Below are 20,993 nucleotides of genomic sequence, written 5' to 3' on the forward strand. Positions count from 1 at the left end.
AGCTACTCGCCCTCCCCTTCGTCGCTGCCGCCGGCGGCGGCCGGCACGAACTGCGCCGGCTGCGCGCGGAAACGATTGTAATTGGCTTCGCTGGCAAAAAAGTACATTTTGCCGCCGTAACTGTATTTATGGGCGGCGTTGACATTGGTCAGCCCGCGGCCGTCCACCGGATCGGTCACGTGCAGGGTGATCACGGTGGTGAAATAGTTCACCCCCGCCACCAACGCCGGTTTGCCGATGGTCAGCTCATGGTCGTCGTTGCGCCAGTTGTCGATGGGTATTGGATTACAGCCGCCCGCCTTGCCGATGGAGGGGATAAAGATATGCACCCCGCAGGCGACGCACACCACCTGGTTGCCTTGCATTACATACCCCTGATCGCCGCACAGCAGGCAGGCGTCGAATACCACGCCGAGACGCAGGCGATCCGGATAGCGGTTAATCACCAGGAAGCGTACCGCCTTGCCGTCGTCGGCAACCCAGACGAAACGATGTAGTTTTCCGTCGCGCACCTGCTCCAGCGGAATATGCACCTGGCCGTCGGCCGCCAGGGTGACCGGCACCGCTTCCGACAGGCGCGGCGGCTGCGAGGCGACCAGATCCCAATACAGCTGCGCGGCCACCACCACCAGCAGCGCGGCCAGAAGCGTCGCGGCGGTGCGCCGCGCATTGCGATAACGCGCGACGGCTTTACGGCGCGCTATCGGTTCGGCCCGGCGGAGGTAATCGCCGCGCAGATGCAACAGCGGCGCCAGAAAACCCGCCAGCAGGCCCGCCATCAACAGGGCGCTGGCGTAATTCAGCCAGGGGCTGCCATTGGTCACGTTGGAGACAAAGCTCAGGCGCGGTTTGGTCAGCCCGATGATTTCCAGCTTCATCAATAACAACATCGTCTGGCCGCAAAGCGGCAGCAGCAGGAGCAGCGCCAGCGCCAGCAGCAATGGCCAGCGCCATGCCGGCAGGCGTCGCACCAGCATGGCGGTTAGCGCCGCGCAGAGCGCGAGCAACGCGACGGCCAGCAGCACCGCGCTGAAATTAAGCAATAAATCGGTATTGATAACGCCGGTCGGCGTTAGCGCGCTTAGATTGGGATCGTTGCCCCAATGCAGCGCCGCACCGGCCACCAGCAGGCCTTGCCAGCAGTATCCCATACGGGCGGAAACGGAAAATTGACCGGCTAAAAACAATAATAGCCCCGCCAATTGCAACAGCGTGAGCGTTAACTGGACCGATTGCCCGCCGGGCAGATACACGCCCGCCAGGGTACCGGCCGCCAGCCCCAGGAGGTTCACCCAGACCAAGGCGCGCACCGAGGGCGTGGGACGAAAGGCCCAGTTCAATCCGCATAAGAGCGTCACCGGCAGGAAAGCTTGCAAGGCGGTAACAAAAAAATAATTCATGACGACTACTCAAGACCGGGAACGCTTCGTTTGGCAGCGGTCCGGCAGGCCGCTGCGACAAGAGCCGATACCGCCACGACTGCCGGGCAATCGTGGCGCGGCGCATTTATTTCAGGCCGATATATTTAAAATCGTAACTGACGTCGAACGCCTTCCACCAACGGCCCACGCCGGTTTCAGCGTCGGTATGGCGATGCAGGCCGGCTTTTGACGGCGGCTCGATATGGAAGGTCACTTTGTAGTTGCCCACGCCCATCATTTTGACATTCTGGCCGTAGTGCGGACCGTCGCTGGCGACCATCGGCATGAAGGTGCCTTCCTGCTTGTCGCCGGAGTCGGTATTCACCAACGTGTAGCTGATGGTCAGGTAGGGCATCCATTCACCGGCGCCGAAGCCGTTTTTGTTCCCTTCCACCGCATGGATGTCGGCCTCAAGATGAACATCGGCCTTGGCGGCGGGCAAACCCATGCCGCGCGGCTCCATATCGATAGGCTGTAAATAGACCGCCGCGATCTGCATTTCATTCATAGTGACGGTTTCGCCCGCCGGATGCTCCGCCGCAAACACGGCAGGGGCGCAGGTCATGCCGGCAACGGCCATCACGGCCACCAGGCTTTTATTCATCTTCATCAACATCATCCTCAGTCATCAAAAAATTATAATAATATGTGCTCTACATTGCTTCTTGCTTAGGTAACAGGGTACTGGAGCGCCGGCGCATGACCCAGAGAGCGAGCAGCGCGGCCAGTACTAAAACGACCTGGGGCGCCAGGGTCTCCAGATAGGGATAAATCCCCAGCCAGCTAATTTCAGGTATGCCCTTTAATAACGTGGGTTCGAATAATTTACCTTCAATTAACTCCAGCACCCCTTTGCCGGCAAAGACAAAGGCCATCACATACATAAACGTGCCGGTAAACATAAAGAAAGGTTTAAGCGGCAATTTCACCACGGTATAACGCATCAGGAGGTAGGCCAGCATCAGGATGACGCAGCCGATCAGGAAACCAGCCAGTATCGACAGCTGCCCGGCCATATTGGCGGCATCCCCGATCAGGGCGTAATAGAACAGCACCGTCTCCGCCCCCTCGCGGTACACCGCCAGGAAACTGGTGAACCACAGGCCCGCCAGGGAGCCGGTGGTGAGGGACAGCGTCAGCTTGCCTTCCAGGTAAGCCTGCCAGCGCTTGGCCTCGACCTTGGACAGCAGCCAGTAGCTCATAAAGAACAGCGTCACCACGGCAACCATCATGGTGGCGCCTTCGAGCAGCTCGCGGTTGGCGCCGGAGTTGGCGAACAGCCATTGGAACAACGCGGCGGTCACCACGCTTGCCAGCAGGGCGACCCAGACCGATTGCCGGATCAGCGGCAGTTTATCCTGATGTTTATTCTTGACCAGGTAAGCCACGATGGCGGCGACAATCAGCAACGCCTCCATGCCCTCGCGCACGATGATCAGCAGGCTATACACCAATAACGTCCAGTGGCTTTCCCCGCCTTCGCCCAGCATATCCACCGCTTTGGCGAGGTTCTGGGCGAGCGCGTCGGCCTGCTCCTGGATCTGGGCGACCGGCTGGCCGGCTTTCATCAGGCTGACCAGCCGGGTGAAGTAGCCTTCCAGCGTCGATTTAAAGGCCGCGTCGCGCGAGCCGATTTTATTCTCCATGCCGGTGGCTTCGAAGCGATCGAAATAGGCGTCCTGGATAGCCGTCATGCCGGCTTTGGCCTGGCCGTCGCGATATTGGGCAATAGCGGCGGCAACCGCGGTGTTGATGTCATTGCCGACCTGCCGCCAGTCGGCATCGGGCTGTCCGTCGCCATCGGTCGCGGCGCCGGCCGGGGCGCTGGCCGCATTGGCGGCGGGCGCCGTCACCGGCTGTTCGGGACGGGTGGTCGGCAGGCCCGGCAGCAAATCCTCCAGATCCTGTAGCAGCTGGGTCACGCCGTAGGACAGGTCGTTGATCTGATCGGGTTTCCCGGCCAGGGCAATCAGGGCGATGAATTCCTGGTTGATGGCGGCCGCCTGCTGGGCGGAGCGGTTGTTGCGCACCGACATTTCCATTTCCGAATTCTTGAATCCCTGGAAATGGGCCTGCTGCACGCTTTGGCTGGCGGCGGCGTACTGCCCCGCCTGGTATTGCGTCAGGGCCTCGGCCAGCAGGTCGTCGATGATTTTGAAGCTTTGCTGCCAGTACAGGGCGATTTGCGTATTGTTATAGGCGTCATGCTGGCCCGCGGCCACCAGCTGATGACCGCCGGTCAATGCCGGCAACACGCTGGTTAAATCATTTTTCAAGCCGTTGATCCGGTCCTGCACTTCCGCCAGCGGCCGGCCTTCGCCGATCAGGCGACGGATTTCGCCGAACCCGCTTTCCATTTGATAGCTTTTCTGCGCGGAAATATTGATGCGAATGGGTCCCTCGAGATTTTCAAATACCTCGAAGTAGGCCATTTGCACCTCACGGCGCGCCGCATCGTTCTGCTGTTGCTGATACAGCTGCGCGGTGGTGTCCAGACGTCCCTGGATATCGGTGACCCAAGCTTGATAATCATCGGCCGCCCAGGCAAATGAGATGCTGAGGAACGCGATAACCACACAGATAAGGTTTTTTAGAGCAGAAGTGAACATCGAACCAACGCCAAACGTCAATGAGAGTTATTTTCATTATCACCGAATGACATATTGAAACAATGACGGGCGTCAATAAAGCATTTTTTAACGAGAATTATTTCGCCAATACGGCTACGCGCCAGGCGGGAACAACTCCGTAAGCCGTCCGGCCAAAACCGGCGCGGGCGGCGTATCGGGGCCGTCGGCCTCCTCCCCGCGGCGCGTAGGCAGAACCGCGGGCGGATACGGGGAAGCAGGCCGGCGTGTTACATCAGCGGCTGCGCCAGCCTGACCAGGGAAATCAACGGCTGCGGATAAATGCCGAGCAGCAGCACCAGCACCGACGAGATCAGCACCACCACCCCGCCGGCGGTCAGCGCCCAGTTGCTGGGCGTATCGCGCCGCAGCCGTTCCGGCGGGCTGAGATAGAGGCTGACCATCACGCGCAGGTAGTAATACAGGCCGATGGCGCTGCCAAGCACTACCGAACCGGTCAGCCACCACAGGTGCGCGCCGACGCCGGCCGCCATGATATAGAATTTACCGATAAAACCCAGGGTCATCGGGATGCCGGCCAGCGACAGCATCATTACCGTCATCACCGCCGATAAAATCGGTTTATGCCAGAACAGGCCGCGATAGGAGAACAGCGAGTCGGCGTCCGGCCCGGTATAGGGACTGGACATCAGGCTGACCACCCCGAAGGCGCCCAGGCTGCTGAACAGATACCCGGCCAGGTAAACGCCCACCGCTTCCATGGCGATTTGATGCGCCTGCAGCGCAATCAGGCCCACCGTCAGGTAGCCCAGGTGCGCGATGGAGGAATACCCCAGCAGGCGCTTGATATTGGTCTGGCCGATGGCCATCAGGTTGCCGAACATGATGGAGCAGAAGGCGATAATGGCAAGCGCCAGGCGCAGCGCGTCGTTATTGACCACGGGCGTGTAGAGGAACAGCCGCATCAGCACCGCGAAGATCGCCACCTTGCTGGCGGTTGCCAGAAAGGTGGACACCGGCGCGGGCGCGCCCTGGTACACATCCGGCGTCCACAGGTGAAACGGCACCAGCGAAAGCTTAAAGCCCAGGCCGACAATCATCATGCCCAGGCCGGCCAGCAGCAATGGCTGGTGCAGCATGGCGTCGTCAAGCCGCCGGCCCAGTTCGCCAAAGCCGAGGGCGCCGGTATCGGCATAGACCAGCGCCATGCCGAACAACAGGAACGACGAGGCGGCGGCGGACAGCAGGGTATATTTCAGGCTGGCTTCCAGCGAGCGTTTTTGCCGGTAGGCGTATCCGATCAGGCCGAACAGCGGCAGGGAAATCAGCTCAATCCCCAGGAACATCGAGGCCAGATGGTTGGCGCCGGCCAGCAGGATGCCGCCCATGGCGGCAATCAGCACCAGCAGGTAAAACTCGTCGCGGTTGCCGGGATAGCCCGCCAGCCAGGGGTAGGCGAAGGTACTGGTGGCAAGGCTAGCCGCCAGCACCAGCGCGGTATAGAACATGGAATAACCGTCGGCCCGGATAAGCGGCGTTACGTCCATGGGACCGGCCTGCCCGACAAAAAACAGCGATAGTAAAGCCAAATTCAGACCGATAACGGTCAGGGTGGCATTGACAAAGTGGTTGCGTCGCCACGCAATGCACAGCATCACAACCACCACCGTCAATCCGACGATCAACAGCGGCAGCAGCGCGATCAGTTGTTGAGGAGTTATTGTCATGGCGAATTACGGCCTTGTTGTTGAAATAGTTGAAACAGCAGAACCTGCTTCGTTTAGCGCGAACCAGTGCTGTACGTTGCTCATTGCCGCGTCCGAGGTTTGCAGCACCGCCTGCGGGAAAAATCCCAGCAATACCAGCAGCACGACCAGCAGCATAATGATCAACAGTTCGCGCATCGTCATGCCCGGCAAGGGTTCTTGCGATTTAGCCGGGCCGTAATAAGCACGCTGCATCATAATCAACGAATACACCGAGGCAAACACCAGGCCGAAGGTGGAAATAACCGTAATCACCGGCACCACCGGGAAACTGCCGAACAGGATCAGGAACTCGCCGACAAAGTTGCCGGTGCCCGGCATCCCAAGCGTCGCCACCGCGAAGAACAGCGACAGGGCGGGAATGAATTTTATCCGCCCCCACAAACCGCCCATCTGGCGCATATCGCGGGTGTGCAGGCGTTCATAGAGCTGCCCGCAGATGATAAACATCCCGGCCGCCGACAGGCCGTGGGCAATCATTTGCACTACCGCGCCCTGGTAGGCCAGCTGGCTGCCGGTATAGATGGCAATCAGCACAAACCCCATGTGGGAGACGCTGGTATAGGCTATCAGGCGCTTGATATCGGTCTGGGCAAACGCCATCCAGGCGCCGTAGAAAATCCCCACCACGCCGAGCCACATGGCAATCGGCGCGAACTGGTGGGACGCTTCGGGGAACAGCGGCAGGCAGAAACGCAGCATACCGTAGGCGGCGGTTTTCAGCAGTATGCCCGCCAGGTCGACCGAACCGGCGGTCGGCGCCTGGCTGTGGGCATCCGGCAGCCAGCCGTGCAGCGGCACCACCGGCATCTTCACCGCGAAGGCGATAAAGAAGCCCAGCATCAGCAGGTACTGTACCAGCGACGACATCGGGGTATGCAGCAGGTCTTCGTAATTAAAGGTCCATACGCCGGTGGCGTTGTAGTGCACGAATACCAGCGCCAGGATGGCCACCAGCATCACCAGCCCGCTGGACTGGGTATAGATAAAGAACTTGGTGGCCGCGGTGATACGGGTCTTGCCGTCGGATGCCTTGTGTCCCCACAGGGCAATCAGGAAATACATCGGCACCAGCATCATTTCCCAGAAGAAGAAAAACAGGAACATGTCGATGGCCAGGAACACGCCGATGACGCCGCCCAGGATCCACAGCAGGTTAAGGTGGAAGAAACCCTGGTAGCGCTGGATTTCACGCCACGAACAGAGAATGGCCAGCACGCCCAGCAGGCCGGTCAGCACCACCATCAGCAGGGACAGTCCATCCAGCGCCAGGCGGAACGAGATGCCGAAGCGCGGTATCCACGGCAGCACAAACTCGGATTGCCACTGCGGCAGGCCCTGCGCCGAAACCAGTGAGTACCCGCCCTGCAGCCACAACTGCAGGGAGAGCGCCAGTGTCAGCCCCATGGAGATCAAGGCTATCCAGCGCGGCACCTTGGTACCGAAGCGCTCGCATTGCCAACACAGCAGACCGCCAATGAAGGGGAAAAGTATTAGCCAAGGTAGTAGCATGGCGTTGTGCGTCCCTAAATTGAAAAAAACCTGAAAACTTGCTTACGGCGGGAGAAGGCATGATGCCGGTTTTCTTCCCGCCCCGCGCGTGTCGTAAAACGCCGCCGCCGTTTAAACGAAAACCAGCAGCGCCACCACAATCACGGCTCCCAAACTCATTGATGCCGCATACCAGCGCAGCTGGCCGTTCTCGCTGAGCGTCAGCCCGTGACCGGCCCAACGCGCCAGTACCGCCGGGATACTCATCAAGGCGTTCAGCGGGTCGCGTTGCAGCAGCCGGGCAATGCCCAGGTAAGGCCTGACGAACACTTTATCGTACAGCCAGTCGAAGCCCCAGGCGTTGAACCACCAGACGGTGAGGAACCGTCCCGGGGCGCTGGCGGCCACGCGATTCACCAGCCGGCGCTTGCCGAGATACAGGCCGGCGGCCAGCAGGATGCCCAGCACCACCACCACGCCGGAGACGATCTCGAGGGTAATCTTGCCCTCCTCGCCCAAATGGCTTGCCGGCAACACGCCCGCCAGCGGCGGCACGATCAGCGCGCCGATAAAGGTGGACAGCACCATCAGCACCAGCAGCGGCAGGTGATGGCTGAGGCCTTTGCCGGCATGGGCCTTGATCTGCTCTTTGCCGTGGAACACGATAAAGATCATGCGGAAGGTATAGATCGAGGTCAGCAGCGCGCCCGCCAACCCCGCCAGCATCAGGTTAAAATGACCGTTGGCCAGCGCGCCCCACAGGATCTCGTCTTTGCTGTAGAAGCCGGCGGTTATGACGGGCAGGGCCGCCAGCGCGGCGCCGCCCACCAGGAAGCAGATATAGACCAGCGGGATGGACTTGCGCAGGCCGCCCATCTTGAAGATATTCTGTTCGTGGTGGCAGGCGAGGATCACCGAGCCGGAGGAGAGGAACAGCAGTGCCTTGAAAAACGCATGGGTCATCAGGTGGAAAATGGCCGCATCCCAGGCCTGCACGCCCAACGCCAGGAACATGTAGCCGATCTGGCTCATGGTGGAGTAGGCCAACACCCGCTTGATATCGGTCTGGACCAGGGCGGCAAAGCCCGCCAGCACCAGCGTCAGGGCGCCGACGATGCCGACCAGGTGCAACACCTCGGGCGCCATCAGGAACAGTCCGTGGGTACGGGCAATCAGGTAGACCCCGGCCGTCACCATGGTGGCGGCGTGGATCAACGCCGAAACGGGCGTCGGACCGGCCATGGCGTCGGCCAGCCAGGTCTGTAACGGCAGCTGCGCCGATTTACCCACCGCGCCGCCCAGCAGCATCAGGGTAGCCCAGGTGATGGCGGTGGAGCCCACCGCCAGATGCTGCGGCGCCAGCGCCATCAGCTCGCGGAAGTTCAGCGTGCCGAGTTCCGAATAGAGGATAAACAGGGCAAACGCCAGCAGCACGTCGCCGACGCGGGTGACGATAAAGGCTTTCATCGCCGCCGCGCCGTTTTTCGATTCGGTATAATAGAAGCCGATCAGCAGGTAGCTGCACAGCCCCACCCCTTCCCAGCCGAGATACATCAACAACAGGTTATCCGCCAGCACCAGCAGCACCATGCTGGCGATAAACAGGTTGGTATAGGCGAAAAACCGTGAATAGCCCTCTTCGCCGCGCATATACCAGGAGGCGAACAGATGGATCAGGAAACCGACCCCGGTCACCACCGACAGCATGGTCAGCGACAGGCCGTCCAGCGTCAGGGTAAAGGCGATATTAAAGTTGCCCACCGACATCCAGGTCCACAGCGGCTGATTAAACACCGCCGAGGCGCTTTCGCGGGTGCCGAGGAAATCAAACGCTACCCAGGCGGTGGTCAGCGCGGCCAGGCCGATGGCGCCGACGCCCACCAGGGCCGACAGGTTTTCCGACCAGCGTCCGCGTGAAAACGCCAGCAACAGGTATCCCACCAGGGGGAACAGTATCGTTAAATAGAGTAGGTTCATCCGTGCATCTCGCTGACGTTATCTATATTCAGGGATTGGCGGCGGCGATGCAGTTGCAGCAGCAGCGCCAGGCCGATACTGGCCTCGGCCGCGCCAAGGCTGATGGCCAGGATATACATCACCTGGCCGTCGGCCTGTCCCCAGTAACTGCCGGCAACGATAAACGCCAGGGCGGAGGCGTTGATCATGATTTCAAGCCCCAGCAGCATAAACAGCAGGTTGCGGCGGATCAGCATGCCCGTCAAACCCAGTACAAACAGAATGGCGGCCAAAATGAGTCCGTGCGTTAACGGGATCATGCCTGCTCCTCCGATTTTCTTCTTGTCGCGTCGGGAACCTTGGACTCTTTAGGCTGCACATCGCCCTCGCGATCTTCGCGTCCGAGATGGAACGCCACCACCAGCCCGGCCAGCAGCAGCATGGACGCCAGCTCCACCGCCAGGACGTAAGGTCCGAACAAGGCAATGCCCACCGCCTTGGCGCTGATCACCTCACCCGTGATGCCGTGATCGGGCACGCCATAAATCGCCCGGATCAGTATCGCCAGCAGCAGCAGCGACAGCACGCCAGGTCCAACCCACGCCGAGGGGACCAGCCAGTTGCGTTCCCGCCGGGCATCGGCGGCGCCCAGGTTGAGCATCATCACCACGAACACGAACAGCACCATGATGGCGCCGGCGTAGACGATAATTTCCAGCGCGCCGGCAAAATACGCGCCCAGCGAAAAGAACACGCAGGCGATGGCCAGCAGCGAGATAATCAGGTAAAGCAGCGCATGCACCGGATGGGTATGGGTGATTACACGCAGGGTTGCCAGTATCGCCACCAGGCCGGACAAATAAAAAGCGACTTCCATGCTTAACTCCTTAGGGCAGCAAACCTTTGACGTCGATGGGTTTGGCTTCGTTTTCCGCTTGACCTTTATCTTTCCCGTCGATCGCCATCCCGGACATCCGGTAAAAATTATATTCCGGATACTTACCCGGCCCCGAAATCAGCAAATTTTCTTTTTCATATACCAGGTCCTGGCGCCGGAATTCTCCCATTTCAAAATCCGGCGTCAGCTGGATAGCCGTGGTCGGGCAAGCCTCTTCACACAGGCCGCAGAAAATGCAGCGCGAGAAGTTGATGCGGAAAAACTCCGGATACCAGCGGCCGTCCGCGGTTTCTGCCTTTTGCAATGAGATGCAGGATACCGGGCAGGCCACCGCGCACAGGTTACAGGCCACGCAGCGTTCTTGACCGTCCGGGTCGCGCGTGAGCACGATGCGGCCGCGAAAACGCGGCGCCGTGTTCACCGGCACATCGGGATACATCAGCGTTTCGCGTTTGCTGAACGCCTGCAGGCCGATCATCCAGATACTGCGAAGCTGGGTGCCGGCACCATACACTAATTCTTTTAACGTCATGGTTTATCCACCCCTTATTGAGCGTTGTACAAAATGACCGCCGCGGTCGCCAGCAGGTTCAGCAGCGTTAACGGCAGGCAGATTGTCCAGCCGAAGGACATCATCTGGTCATAACGCGGACGGGGCAGCGCCGCGCGGATCAGGATGAACATCATCATAAAAAAGGCGGTCTTGATGGCGAACCAGACAAACGGCGGCAGGAACGGCCCTTGCCAGCCGCCGAAAAACAGCGTGACGATCAGGGCCGACACCGTGACGATGCCGATATATTCACCGACAAAAAACAGGCCGAACTTCATGCCCGAATATTCGATATGGTAGCCGTCGGCCAGCTCCTGCTCCGCTTCCGGCTGGTCGAACGGGTGCCGGTGGCAGACCGCAATGCCCGCCAGCACGAAGGTGGCGAAACCGAAAAACTGCGGAATGATGTTCCACAGATTGGCCTGCGAGGCGACGATATCCCCCAGGCTGAACGATCCGGCCCGCGCCACCACGCCCATCAGGGACAAACCCAGGAATACCTCGTAGCTCAGCGTCTGGGCCGAGGCGCGCATGGCGCCGAGCAGGGAGTATTTATTATTGCTCGACCAGCCGGCGAACAGCACCGCGTACACCGCCAGGCCCGCCATCATCAGGAAGAACAGCACGCCGATATTCAGGTCCGAGACCACCCAGGTGGGGCTGACCGGGATAACGGTAAAGGACACCAGCAGGGCGGTAAACGCGATCACCGGCGCCAGGGTAAATATCATCCGGTCGGAAAACGGCGGGATCCAGTCTTCCTTGAAGAACATTTTCAGCATATCCGCCACCAGTTGGAGCGAACCGCCCCAGCCGACCCGGTTGGGTCCGTAGCGGTTCTGGAACAGGCCCAGCAGCCGGCGTTCGGCAAAACTCATATAAGCGCCGCAGGTGACCACCACCAGCAGGATGACTACCGCTTTCAGCACCGTCAGGATGATGTCAATCACGTCCGATGTTAACCAACTCATAACGCGGCCTCCCGCAGGTTTTCAACGCGTTGCCCTACCCATACCGGCGGAATGCCCGGCAGCCCCAAAGGCAGGCCCACCTGGCCGGCCGCCAGGGCGTCGCTGAACCTGACCGGCAGGCGCAGCGATTGTCCCGCGCAGCTGAACTCCAGCAGCGTGCCGCTGTTCACGCCCAGGCGTTCGGCGTCCCGGCGGCTCACCACCACGTAAGGCTGCGGCATGCGTTCCTGGATTACCGCCGAGCGCTGCGAGGTTTCCTCGCTGCCGAACAGGTGATAATAAGGCGCCACGCGCCACTGGCCGTCGGCCGGGGCGACGAATGCCGCCGGCACGTCGGTAAACCAGGCCATGCGGCCCGCGCCCGCTTCCAGCAGCCGCACGCCGGGATCGCCGTGGCGCAGGTGCCCGCCCACTTCATCCTGGAATTTATTCCAGGCCTGCGGGGAGTTCCAGCCCGGCGCCCAGGCAAACGCCACCTGCTTGCTCTGCCCCTGGGGACTGCTGCTGCCCTCCATGGAGAAGGCGAACATGGTGTCCTTATCCTGCGGCTGGCGCGGCTCATGCACGTCGATATTGGCGCGCATGGCGGTGCGCCCGCTGTAGCGGTGCGGTTCGCGGGCCAGCTTCTGGCCGCTGACGCGGAAGCCGGCGTCCGGCGCGGCCTCCACGATGCCAGCCAGCTGCGGCAGCGCCTCGGCGCAGGCGTTGATGATATGATCGAACTGGGTCCAGTCCACATGGCGCTCCAGATAGGTGGAGTGCAGCGAATGCAGCCAGCGCCAGCTTTCCAGCATAATGGTGTCGGCATCGTAGTAGGCCGGGTCGTAAACCTGGAAGAAGCGCTGCGCGCGGCCTTCCTGATTGATCAGCGTGCCGTCGCTTTCGGCGAAGCTGGCCGCCGGCAGGATCAGGTTGGCCTTATCCATGATGGCGGTGCGCTGGTGGTCCACCACAATCAGGTTGACGACCCGGGCCAGCGCCGCGTCCACCCGCGAGGCCGGCGCGTGGCGGTAAAGATCGTTTTCCAGCACGATAACGCTGTCCGCCGCGCCCTGCTCGATTTGCTCCAGCGCCCGATCCAGGGAATCGCCGCCCATCAGCGCCAGTCCCATGCTGTTGGCGCCCGAGGCCACGAAGGTGATGCCGACATCGGCGCCGCGTCCTTTCAGCGCCTGGGCGACGTTGGCGGCGGCGGCTATCATCGCCTCGCTGCCGGAATGGGTGCCGGACACGATCAGCGGCTTGCGGCTGCCCGCCAGCGCCTGCACGATGACATCGATCTTGGCCTGTAGATCATCATCCAGTCCCTCAACCACCGGGGCGCTGCCGTCCAGCGCGTGGGCGATGGCAAAGCCCAGTCGGGCCTGATCCTCCACCGGCGCGCAATAGGTCCAGGCGGCGATATCGTCCAGCCTGGTGCGATCGACGCTGGTGACAAACAAAGGATGGCGGGCGTGCTGGCCGATGGTCTGGATGGCGGCAATCTGCCAGTCGGCGACTTTTTGCGCCGCGGCCATTTCGCGGGTTTTGCCCTTCACCGCCTGGCGCACCGCCAGGGCGATGCGCGCGCCGGTCTGGGTTAAGTCCTCGCCCAGCACCAGCACCGCGTCATAACTTTCCATCTCGCGCAGCGACGGGGTATGCACGCCGCTGTTTTGCAGCACGTCCAGCATCATGGCCAGCCGCGCCTGTTCGGCGCCGGAAATGCCGGTATAAAAGTTGGCGGCGCCCACCAGTTCGCGCAGCGCGAAATTGCTTTCCACGCTGGCGCGGGGCGAGCCGATGCCGATCATTTTTTTGGCATGGCGCAACGCGTCGGCCGCGCCCTGCATCGCCTGTTCGGCGTTCAGGGCAATCCAGTCGTCGCCGCGGCGCTGCAGCGGATGGCGCGGGCGATCCTTAAGGTTGACGTAACCGTAGCCGAAACGGCCGCGATCGCACAGGAAGTAATGGTTTACGCTGCCGTTAAAGCGGTTTTCGATACGCCTGAGCTCGCCATAGCGCTCGCCGGGACTGGTATTGCACCCCACGCTGCACTGCTGGCAAATACTGGGCGCGAACTGCATATCCCATTTGCGGTTGTAGCGTTCGGAATGGGTTTTATCGGTGAATACCCCGGTCGGGCACACTTCCACCAGGTTGCCGGAGAACTCGCTTTCCAGCGTGCCGTCCTCCGGGCGACCGAAATAGACGTTGTCATGGGCGCCGTAAACGCCCAGATCGGTGCCGTCGGCATAATCTTTGTAATAACGTACGCAGCGGTAGCAGGCGATACAGCGGTTCATCTCATGGGAGATAAACGGGCCGAGATTCTGGTTGCGGTGGGTGCGCTTGGTAAACCGGTAGCGGCGGAAATTCTGGCCGGTCATGACCGTCATATCCTGCAAATGGCAGTTGCCCCCCTCCTCGCATACCGGACAATCGTGGGGATGGTTGGTCATCAGCCACTCCACCACGCTTTTACGGAACTGTTGCGCTTCTTCATCGTCGATGGAGATGAAGGTGCCGTCCGACGCCGGCGTCATGCACGACATCACCAGCCGGCCGCGCGTATCCTCGGCGTTTTGATATTGCTTGACCGCGCACTGGCGGCAGGCGCCGACGCTGCCCAGCGCCGGATGCCAGCAAAAATAAGGAATATCGAGGCCAAGGGTAAGACACGCCTGCAGCAGGTTGTCGGACCCGTTAACCTCGTATTCCTTGCCGTCTACATGAATGGTAGCCATAGTCAGCATGCTTCCGTGTGGCCCGCGCCAGGGCGGGCGTTAATCAAAATGCGTCTCGGGTGCATAACATCCGTCCGGCCGCGCGATGGGCCGGGCGGATGCAGGGTTACCAACGCGCTTTCAGCAAGTTTGGCTGGATACCGGCAATAGTGCGGGTATTACCGATATGCTGCGTTGCAATTCCCGCTTCAAATTCTTCCCGGAAATATTTAATGGCGCTTTGCAGCGGCTCGACGGCGCCCGGCGCATGGGCACAAAAGGTCTTGCCCGGGCCGAGGAAGCGGCAAAGCTGTTCCAGCGTTTCGATATCACCCGGCTGCCCTTCGCCGTTTTCGATGGCGCGCAGCAGTTTCACGCTCCAGGGCAGGCCGTCGCGGCAGGGCGTGCACCAGCCGCAAGACTCGCGTGAGAAAAACTCTTCCAGGTTGCGCGTCAATGAAACCATATTGATTTCATTATCCACCGCCATGGCCAGCGCCGTGCCAAGGCGACTGCCGGCCTTGCCGATATTCTCGAAGTCCATCGGCAGGTCAAGGTGATCGCCGGTCAGGAAGTCGGTGCCCGCGCCGCCCGGCTGCCAGGCCTTGAGCGTCAGGCCGTCGCGCATGCCGCCGGCGTAATCCTCCAGGATCTCGCGCGCGGTGACGCCAAACGGCAGTTCCCACAGGCCCGGATGTTTCACCCGTCCGGAGAAACCCATCAGCTTGGTGCCGGTATCGTTGCTTTTGCCCGCCGTAATGCCCTGGTACCAGTCCACGCCGTGTTCAAGGATGGCCGGGACGTTGCACAGGGTTTCGACGTTGTTGACGCAGGTCGGTTTGCCCCAGGCGCCGGCGGTGGCCGGGAACGGCGGCTTGGAACGCGGATTGGCGCGGCGGCCTTCGAGAGAGTTGATCAGCGCCGTTTCTTCGCCGCAGATATAACGCCCCGCGCCGGTATGCACCATCAGCTCGAAATCAAAACCGGTGCCCAGGATATTCTTGCCCAGGTAGCCGGCCTCGGTGGCCTCGGCGATGGCGCGGCGCAGGTTCTCCGCCGCCTCGATGTATTCGCCGCGCAGGAAGATATAACCGCGATAGGCCTTCAGGGCAAAGGCGGCAATCAGCATGCCTTCCACCAGCAGATGGGGCAGTTGCTCCATCAACAGGCGGTCTTTATAGGTGCCGGGCTCCATTTCATCCGCGTTGCACAGCAGGTAACGGATGTCCATGGACGGATCCTTGGGCATCAGGCTCCACTTCAGGCCGGTGGAAAAGCCCGCCCCGCCCCGCCCTTTCAGGCCGGAATCCTTGACCAGGTTAACAATCTCGTCCTGGGCCATGCCCCTGAGCGCTTTTTCCGCGCCGGCGTAGCCGCTCTTGGCGCGATAGTCGTCGAGCCATACCGGCTGGCCGTCGTCGCGCAGGCGCCAGGTCAACGGATGCATTTCGGCGGTGCGTACAATCTGCTTAATCATCGATACTGCTCCAGTAGCGGACCGATACCTTCCGGCGTCAGATGAACGTGGGTATCGTCATCGATCATCATGGTCGGCCCCTTGTCGCAGTTGCCCAGGCAACAGGTGGGCAGCAGGGTAAAGCGCCCGTCCTCGGTGGTCTGTCCCGGCTTGATATGCAGCGTTTGCTCCAGGGCGGCCTGGATGCCCTGGTAACCGGTGATATGGCACACCACGCTGTCGCAATACTTGATGATATGGCGTCCGACCGGCTGGCGGTAAATCGAGCTGTAGAACGTAGCCACGCCTTCCACATCGCTGCCAGGGATGCCCAATACCTCGGCAATGGCGGCGATGGCGCCGTCCGGCACCCAGCCGCGCTGCTTTTGCACGATTTTCAGCGCTTCTATCGAAACGGCGCGGGCATCTTCGTAATGATGCTTTTCATGCTCGATGGCTTCGCGCTCCAGGGTGCTCAGCACAAAGGCGGCGGTGTCGTCCTGCCGGCCGGTCGCGGCGTCGTGCCCATGCGTATCTTTATGTTCATGCATAATTAGCGGTCCACATCTGACATAACAAAATCGATACTGCCCAGATAGACGATGAGATCGGATACCAGGCTGCCGCGTATCACCGAGGGGATCTGCTGCAAATGCGGGAAACTCGGGGTGCGGATGCGGGTCCGGTAGCTCATGGTGCTGCCATCGCTGGTCAGGTAATAACTGTTGATCCCCTTGGTGGCCTCGATCATCTGGAACGATTCGTTGGCCGGCATTACCGGTCCCCAGGAGACCTGGAGGAAGTGGGTAATCAGGGTTTCGATATGCTGCAACGTGCGCTCTTTCGGCGGCGGCGTGGTCAGCGGATGATCGGCCTTGAACGGCCCTTCCGGCATATTATTCAGGCACTGCTCCAGGATGCGCAGGCTCTGGCGCATCTCCTCGACCTTGAGCATCACGCGGCTATAGCAATCGCTGACGCCGTCGCCGACCGGCACTTCAAAATCAAACTTGTCATAACCGGAGTACGGACGCCATTTACGCACGTCGAACGAGATGCCGGTGGCGCGCAGCGCCGCGCCGGTCACGCCCCAGTCCAGCGCTTCCTGGGCGCCGTACGCGGCGACACCCTCGGCGCGACCGCGCAGCACGCTGTTGCGCAACGCCGCCTTGACATAAGAGTCCAGGCGTTTGGGCAGCCAGTTCAGGAAGTCGCGCAGCAGGCCGTCCCAGCCGCGCGGCAGATCGTGCGCCACGCCGCCGATGCGGAACCACGCCGGATGCATACGAAAGCCGGTAATGGCTTCCACCACGTCATAAATTTTTTGCCGGTCGGTAAACGCCAGGAATACCGGGGTCATGCCGCCGACGTCCTGGATATAGGTACTGATATACAGCAGGTGGCTGTTGATGCGGAACAGCTCGGAGAGCATGACGCGAATCACCTCTACCCGCTCAGGCACCACGATGCCGGCCAGTTTTTCCACCGCCAGTACATAAGGCATTTCATTGACGCAGCCGCCGAGGTATTCCACCCGGTCGGTGTAGGGAATGTAGCTGTGCCACGACTGGCGCTCGCCCATTTTTTCCGCGCCGCGATGGTGATAACCGATATCCGGCACGCAGTCGACGATCTCTTCGCCGTCCAGCTGCAAAATGATACGGAAGGCCCCGTGCGCCGACGGATGGTTCGGCCCGAGGTTGAGGAACATGAAATCTTCGTTTTCGCGGCCGCGCTTCATGCCCCAGTCTTCCGGCTTGAAGGTCAACCCTTCCATTTCCAGATCCTCTTTTTGCTTGGTCAGCATGTAAGGATCGAATTCGGTGGCGCGCGCCGGATAGTCTTTGCGCAGCGGATGTCCCTGCCAGCTTTGCGGCATCATGATGCGGGTCAGGTGCGGGTGGCCGTCGAAGCTCATGCCGAACATTTCCCAGGTCTCGCGCTCATACCAGTTGGCGTTGGGGAAAAGCCTGGTCACGGTGGGCAAATGGAAGTCGGTTTCCATAAGCGCCACCTTCAGCATGATATCCCGGTTCCTGTCGATGGAGATCAGGTGGTAGAACACGGTAAAGTCGGCGGCGGGCAACCCCTGCCGATGGGTGCGCAGACGCTCGTCCACGCCGTGCAGGTCGTAGAGCATTACATAAGGCTTCGGCAGTTTTTTTAAGAACGTCAGTACCTCGAGGATTTGCTCGCGTTTCACCCACACCACCGGAATGCCGGTGCGGGTAGGCTGGACGGTGAACGCCCCGGCGCCAAAACGATCGCGCAATTCGCCAATAACCGGGTCATCAAGGTGATCCCGGGTTTGCCAGGCCGGCTGGGCGAGATTTTGCGTCATTAACTCTGTCATAGTTTTCTTCACCAAATTAATGCTGTGCCGGCGTCATGCCACTGTGCGCGTTATTTGATTATGGACGACAACCGCCACATCGCCGCGCGCGTCATATCTCGTCGGGAGACCGCAGGTTGGTTACCGCGATGCGCTCGCCCTGTTTACGTTCGCGCTCCGACTGCATATTGGCGCGATAAACACCCTGATCGCCCATCACCCAGGAGAGCGGACGCCGTTCCTTGCCGATGGATTCCTTCAACAGCAGCAGCGCCTGGATGTACGCCTCGGGGCGCGGCGGGCAACCGGGAATATAGACATCGACCGGCAGGAACTTGTCCACGCCCTGCACCACGGAATAGATATCGTACATGCCGCCGGAGTTGGCGCAGGCGCCCATGGAGATAACCCATTTCGGCTCGAGCATTTGATCGTAGAGACGTTGGATGACCGGGGCCATTTTGGTGAAGGGCGTGCCCGCAATCACCATGAAATCCGCCTGGCGCGGTGAGGCGCGGATAACTTCCGATCCGAAGCGCGCCACATCGTGCACCGCGGTAAAGGACGTGGTCATTTCGACGTAGCAACAGGAGAGGCCAAAGTTATACGGCCATAAAGAGTTGCCCCGTCCCCAGTTCACCGCGTTGTGCAACGCGTTTTCCAGCGTGCCCAGAAAAACGCTGCGGTTAACGTGCCCGTCCAGGGGATCGGCGACGATCTCCTGTTTTTGCAGGGGGTAACGGTCATTCTCACCGTCCGGCTCAACACGGGTGAGGGTGTAGTCCATTGTTATGCCTCGCTGTTACTGCTGATGACGTTGGTTTTCGGCGACCGGGCCAGCGCGGCGCAGGCGCTGGGAACGCTCGGGCGTCCAATCCAGCGCGCCGACGCGCACCAGGTACACCAGGCCCGCCAACAACACGATAATGAAAATGGCTGCTTCGAAAAAGCCGATCCAGCCGACTTCGCGGATGGACACCGACCAGGCGTATAAATAAAGGGCTTCCACGTCGAAAATGACGAAAAACATGGCAACCAGGTAAAATTTGGATGAAAGCCGTAGTCTGGCCGTTCCCACCGGATCGATACCGGATTCGAACGGGACGTTTTTTGAGCGGCTGTGGGCCCGCCCGCCCAGAAGAAAACCGCCTAGCAGCATAAAGCAGCACAGGCCGACGGCACCGGCGAGGAATACGGCGAACGCCCAATAATGGGCGGTAACTTCAGTGGTTATCGACATTTTCTTTGCTCATCAAAAGTGGCATTTTGCAGCCTGCTCTTCGTCAACGGCAGTTTGACTCACCACATCGATTTATGGGAAGGAGTTGGAAAAAACCGCACCGAGCTGTTGCCATCGGCATACACAGCCATTGTGTGGGGTTTTTACTCCTTTACATAACCTTTTGTCAACTTGGACAAAAGAAACTTCATAGTAATTTACACATGTAATATCTAATTAACATTTGATGCGCCCACTTACCGCTTAATCGAGTCAGTGATGATATCCGGCAACACAGGAATAACATAGGTCCGTTATATGACACCGTGATTGCCCGCAGGTAACTATACCATTTTCAGGCAAAATCACGTTATTCCGCGCAATCGGTAAGGGCAAAATTTGATCCAGGGCACAATTTCGCAACTAATCGGAATAAAAGATGCACATTCTGTGCGCCATTAGCCAAATTTCTTACCAGAAACAGTGTTTTGATTTAATTGACATGTATAAGAAATAAACAAGTAACACGGCGGGAACCGGCGGGCACGGGAAAATGCCGCGGCAAGGGGAAAAGACGAGTAAATACGCCATTTAGCCGATCAGGGCCGAAAAATACGTCATTACCATATTAATTATATCTTATAAAAAAATAAGCCCCTATATTCAGGGGCTTATTATTAACATCAACTTATTTACTCATCGCTGACCGTGTAACTTTCTCCCTCGCCTTTTACCGGACGGGATACGTCACGGCTATAGGAGTCATTACCGGTCTGCACGGCGCTAAAGATAGCCATGGCCAATTCATTCTCGCATTGGGGATGCTTGCAGAGCACGTATTGGGTGTCGGGCAACGTCGGTAAACCTTCGTTTTGCCCCAGCACCCGCAGATCCGGGCTCATCATCTCCACCGCCCTGACGGTAATGCCCAGTCCCGCCTTCACCGCGGCGCGCACCGCCGCGAGCGTGGAAGCGGTGTAGGCGATACGCCAGGATATCCCGGCAGCCTGCAGTTGTTCGATGGCCATGGTGCGGAACGGACTGGGTTCATCGGATACCACCAGCGGAATCACTTCCCCCTGGATAAACCGATAATCAGACGAGCAGTACCATAACGTCGGTGACGAACGCAGCGTGACGTAGGGATGATTGGTGCTGGTCAACGTGGTAATGGCCAGATCCACCTCGCCGTTGGTCAGCATTTCCTGCATCAACGGGCTGCGTTTGACATTGACGTCAATCGCCAGTTTGGGATAGATCCGCGTTACCCGGCTGAGTAAGTAAGGAAGAATTGAGTCGGCGGTGTCGTCGGAGGCGCCAATAGTCAGTACGCCCTGAATATTACTGTACATCAGCGAGGTGCAAGCCTCATCGTTGTAAAGTAAAATCTTCCTGGCATAGCCGAGCAACTGTATCCCATGCTCGGTCAACAACTTGTTGCGACCGTGACGGGCAAACAACTCTTTTCCAACAAGCTGTTCTAATCGTTGCATTTGCTGGCTGACAGCCGACTGTGTTCGACATACTGATGCTGCTGCGGCCGCAAAGGTGTTGAGATCAGCGACGGCAACAAACGTTCTCAATAAATCAAGATCAAGATTGAGCACTGGACGATTTGCATTGGTCATAATATTGTC

Annotated in this window: 17 protein-coding genes; all 17 read right to left on the reverse strand. The window is 59.8% G+C overall.

Translation table 11 applies throughout. From position 1 onward, the window contains the following. Positions 1 to 2: 2 nt before the first annotated feature. The 17 genes from GRH90_RS21340 to lrhA all read right to left on the reverse strand — a co-directional run bounded on the left by GRH90_RS21340 (position 3) and on the right by lrhA (position 20,984). The gene (locus GRH90_RS21340) at positions 3 to 1,400 is read right to left on the reverse strand and encodes a Fe-S-containing protein (RefSeq protein ID WP_162367983.1); all 1,398 of its coding nucleotides are present in this window, start codon (positions 1,398 to 1,400) and stop codon (positions 3 to 5) included. 106 nt (positions 1,401 to 1,506) lie between these two features. Then, positions 1,507 to 2,031, reverse strand: coding sequence for an iron transporter (locus tag GRH90_RS21345; RefSeq protein ID WP_162367984.1), 525 nt, complete (start codon positions 2,029 to 2,031; stop codon positions 1,507 to 1,509). 43 nt (positions 2,032 to 2,074) lie between these two features. After that, the gene (locus GRH90_RS21350; protein ID WP_162367985.1) at positions 2,075 to 4,030 is read right to left on the reverse strand and encodes an FTR1 family iron permease; all 1,956 of its coding nucleotides are present in this window, start codon (positions 4,028 to 4,030) and stop codon (positions 2,075 to 2,077) included. A 248-nt stretch (positions 4,031 to 4,278) separates the two neighbouring features. Next, positions 4,279 to 5,736 (reverse strand): NADH-quinone oxidoreductase subunit NuoN, encoded by a 1,458-nt coding sequence (nuoN, locus tag GRH90_RS21355; protein ID WP_162367986.1) that lies wholly within the window; start codon positions 5,734 to 5,736, stop codon positions 4,279 to 4,281. A gap of 6 nt (positions 5,737 to 5,742) precedes the next feature. Next, positions 5,743 to 7,287 (reverse strand): NADH-quinone oxidoreductase subunit M, encoded by a 1,545-nt coding sequence (nuoM, locus tag GRH90_RS21360; protein ID WP_162367987.1) that lies wholly within the window; start codon positions 7,285 to 7,287, stop codon positions 5,743 to 5,745. 111 nt (positions 7,288 to 7,398) lie between these two features. Beyond that, positions 7,399 to 9,243 (reverse strand): NADH-quinone oxidoreductase subunit L, encoded by a 1,845-nt coding sequence (nuoL, locus tag GRH90_RS21365; protein ID WP_162367988.1) that lies wholly within the window; start codon positions 9,241 to 9,243, stop codon positions 7,399 to 7,401. Continuing rightward, complete coding sequence (gene nuoK, locus GRH90_RS21370) at positions 9,240 to 9,542, reverse strand: NADH-quinone oxidoreductase subunit NuoK (RefSeq protein ID WP_162367989.1); 303 nt, start codon at positions 9,540 to 9,542, stop codon at positions 9,240 to 9,242. Before nuoK ends, nuoL begins: the two co-directional genes overlap by 4 nt. After that, positions 9,539 to 10,099 (reverse strand): NADH-quinone oxidoreductase subunit J, encoded by a 561-nt coding sequence (gene nuoJ / locus GRH90_RS21375; protein WP_162367990.1) that lies wholly within the window; start codon positions 10,097 to 10,099, stop codon positions 9,539 to 9,541. The genes nuoK and nuoJ overlap by 4 nt, the downstream gene beginning before the upstream one ends. Before the next feature lie 10 nt (positions 10,100 to 10,109). Continuing rightward, complete coding sequence (gene nuoI / locus GRH90_RS21380; RefSeq protein WP_162367991.1) at positions 10,110 to 10,652, reverse strand: NADH-quinone oxidoreductase subunit NuoI; 543 nt, start codon at positions 10,650 to 10,652, stop codon at positions 10,110 to 10,112. A 14-nt stretch (positions 10,653 to 10,666) separates the two neighbouring features. Then, a complete protein-coding gene (gene nuoH / locus GRH90_RS21385; RefSeq protein WP_162367992.1) occupies positions 10,667 to 11,644 on the reverse strand; it encodes an NADH-quinone oxidoreductase subunit NuoH in 978 nt (325 codons plus the stop codon). Next, positions 11,641 to 14,370 carry an NADH-quinone oxidoreductase subunit NuoG gene (gene nuoG, locus GRH90_RS21390; protein ID WP_162367993.1) on the reverse strand — a complete coding sequence of 910 codons (2,730 nt, stop codon included), beginning with the start codon at positions 14,368 to 14,370 and terminating at the stop codon, positions 11,641 to 11,643. The genes nuoH and nuoG overlap by 4 nt, the downstream gene beginning before the upstream one ends. 106 nt (positions 14,371 to 14,476) lie before the next feature. Next, positions 14,477 to 15,826, reverse strand: coding sequence for an NADH-quinone oxidoreductase subunit NuoF (gene nuoF / locus GRH90_RS21395; RefSeq protein ID WP_162367994.1), 1,350 nt, complete (start codon positions 15,824 to 15,826; stop codon positions 14,477 to 14,479). Further along, positions 15,823 to 16,356, reverse strand: a complete 534-nt coding sequence (gene nuoE, locus GRH90_RS21400) for an NADH-quinone oxidoreductase subunit NuoE (protein WP_162367995.1) — start codon at positions 16,354 to 16,356, stop codon at positions 15,823 to 15,825. The genes nuoF and nuoE overlap by 4 nt, the downstream gene beginning before the upstream one ends. 2 nt (positions 16,357 to 16,358) lie before the next feature. Further along, on the reverse strand, positions 16,359 to 18,158 hold the full coding sequence (gene nuoC, locus GRH90_RS21405) for an NADH-quinone oxidoreductase subunit C/D (RefSeq protein ID WP_162367996.1): 1,800 nt from the start codon (positions 18,156 to 18,158) through the stop codon (positions 16,359 to 16,361). A gap of 91 nt (positions 18,159 to 18,249) precedes the next feature. Further along, positions 18,250 to 18,924, reverse strand: a complete 675-nt coding sequence (locus GRH90_RS21410; protein ID WP_162367997.1) for a NuoB/complex I 20 kDa subunit family protein — start codon at positions 18,922 to 18,924, stop codon at positions 18,250 to 18,252. Positions 18,925 to 18,939: 15 nt separating this feature from the next. Next, on the reverse strand, positions 18,940 to 19,377 hold the full coding sequence (locus tag GRH90_RS21415; protein WP_162367998.1) for an NADH-quinone oxidoreductase subunit A: 438 nt from the start codon (positions 19,375 to 19,377) through the stop codon (positions 18,940 to 18,942). A 671-nt stretch (positions 19,378 to 20,048) separates the two neighbouring features. After that, entirely contained in the window at positions 20,049 to 20,984 is a 936-nt protein-coding gene (lrhA, locus tag GRH90_RS21420) for a transcriptional regulator LrhA (protein WP_162367999.1), read from the reverse strand. Positions 20,985 to 20,993 lie beyond the last annotated feature (9 nt).

Source organism: Acerihabitans arboris (assembly GCF_010131535.1).
GTDB classification, from domain to species: Bacteria; Pseudomonadota; Gammaproteobacteria; order Enterobacterales; family Enterobacteriaceae; genus Acerihabitans; species Acerihabitans arboris.

Excerpts from the sequence above, each read along its gene's own strand:
- GRH90_RS21350 (WP_162367985.1), bottom strand. The coding sequence starts at position 4,030 with ATGTTCACTTCTGCTCTAAAAAACCTTATCTGTGTGGTTATCGCGTTC.
- nuoF (WP_162367994.1), bottom strand. The coding sequence starts at position 15,826 with ATGATTAAGCAGATTGTACGCACCGCCGAAATGCATCCGTTGACCTGG.
- nuoG (WP_162367993.1), bottom strand. The coding sequence starts at position 14,370 with ATGGCTACCATTCATGTAGACGGCAAGGAATACGAGGTTAACGGGTCC.
- nuoJ (WP_162367990.1), bottom strand. The coding sequence starts at position 10,099 with ATGGAAGTCGCTTTTTATTTGTCCGGCCTGGTGGCGATACTGGCAACC.
- nuoM (WP_162367987.1), bottom strand. The coding sequence starts at position 7,287 with ATGCTACTACCTTGGCTAATACTTTTCCCCTTCATTGGCGGTCTGCTG.
- nuoC (WP_162367996.1), bottom strand. The coding sequence starts at position 18,158 with ATGACAGAGTTAATGACGCAAAATCTCGCCCAGCCGGCCTGGCAAACC.
- nuoN (WP_162367986.1), bottom strand. The coding sequence starts at position 5,736 with ATGACAATAACTCCTCAACAACTGATCGCGCTGCTGCCGCTGTTGATC.
- GRH90_RS21340 (WP_162367983.1), bottom strand. The coding sequence starts at position 1,400 with ATGAATTATTTTTTTGTTACCGCCTTGCAAGCTTTCCTGCCGGTGACG.
- nuoL (WP_162367988.1), bottom strand. The coding sequence starts at position 9,243 with ATGAACCTACTCTATTTAACGATACTGTTCCCCCTGGTGGGATACCTG.
- GRH90_RS21345 (WP_162367984.1), bottom strand. The coding sequence starts at position 2,031 with ATGAAGATGAATAAAAGCCTGGTGGCCGTGATGGCCGTTGCCGGCATG.
- GRH90_RS21415 (WP_162367998.1), bottom strand. The coding sequence starts at position 19,377 with ATGTCGATAACCACTGAAGTTACCGCCCATTATTGGGCGTTCGCCGTA.
- GRH90_RS21410 (WP_162367997.1), bottom strand. The coding sequence starts at position 18,924 with ATGGACTACACCCTCACCCGTGTTGAGCCGGACGGTGAGAATGACCGT.
- nuoH (WP_162367992.1), bottom strand. The coding sequence starts at position 11,644 with ATGAGTTGGTTAACATCGGACGTGATTGACATCATCCTGACGGTGCTG.
- lrhA (WP_162367999.1), bottom strand. The coding sequence starts at position 20,984 with ATGACCAATGCAAATCGTCCAGTGCTCAATCTTGATCTTGATTTATTG.
- nuoE (WP_162367995.1), bottom strand. The coding sequence starts at position 16,356 with ATGCATGAACATAAAGATACGCATGGGCACGACGCCGCGACCGGCCGG.
- nuoI (WP_162367991.1), bottom strand. The coding sequence starts at position 10,652 with ATGACGTTAAAAGAATTAGTGTATGGTGCCGGCACCCAGCTTCGCAGT.
- nuoK (WP_162367989.1), bottom strand. The coding sequence starts at position 9,542 with ATGATCCCGTTAACGCACGGACTCATTTTGGCCGCCATTCTGTTTGTA.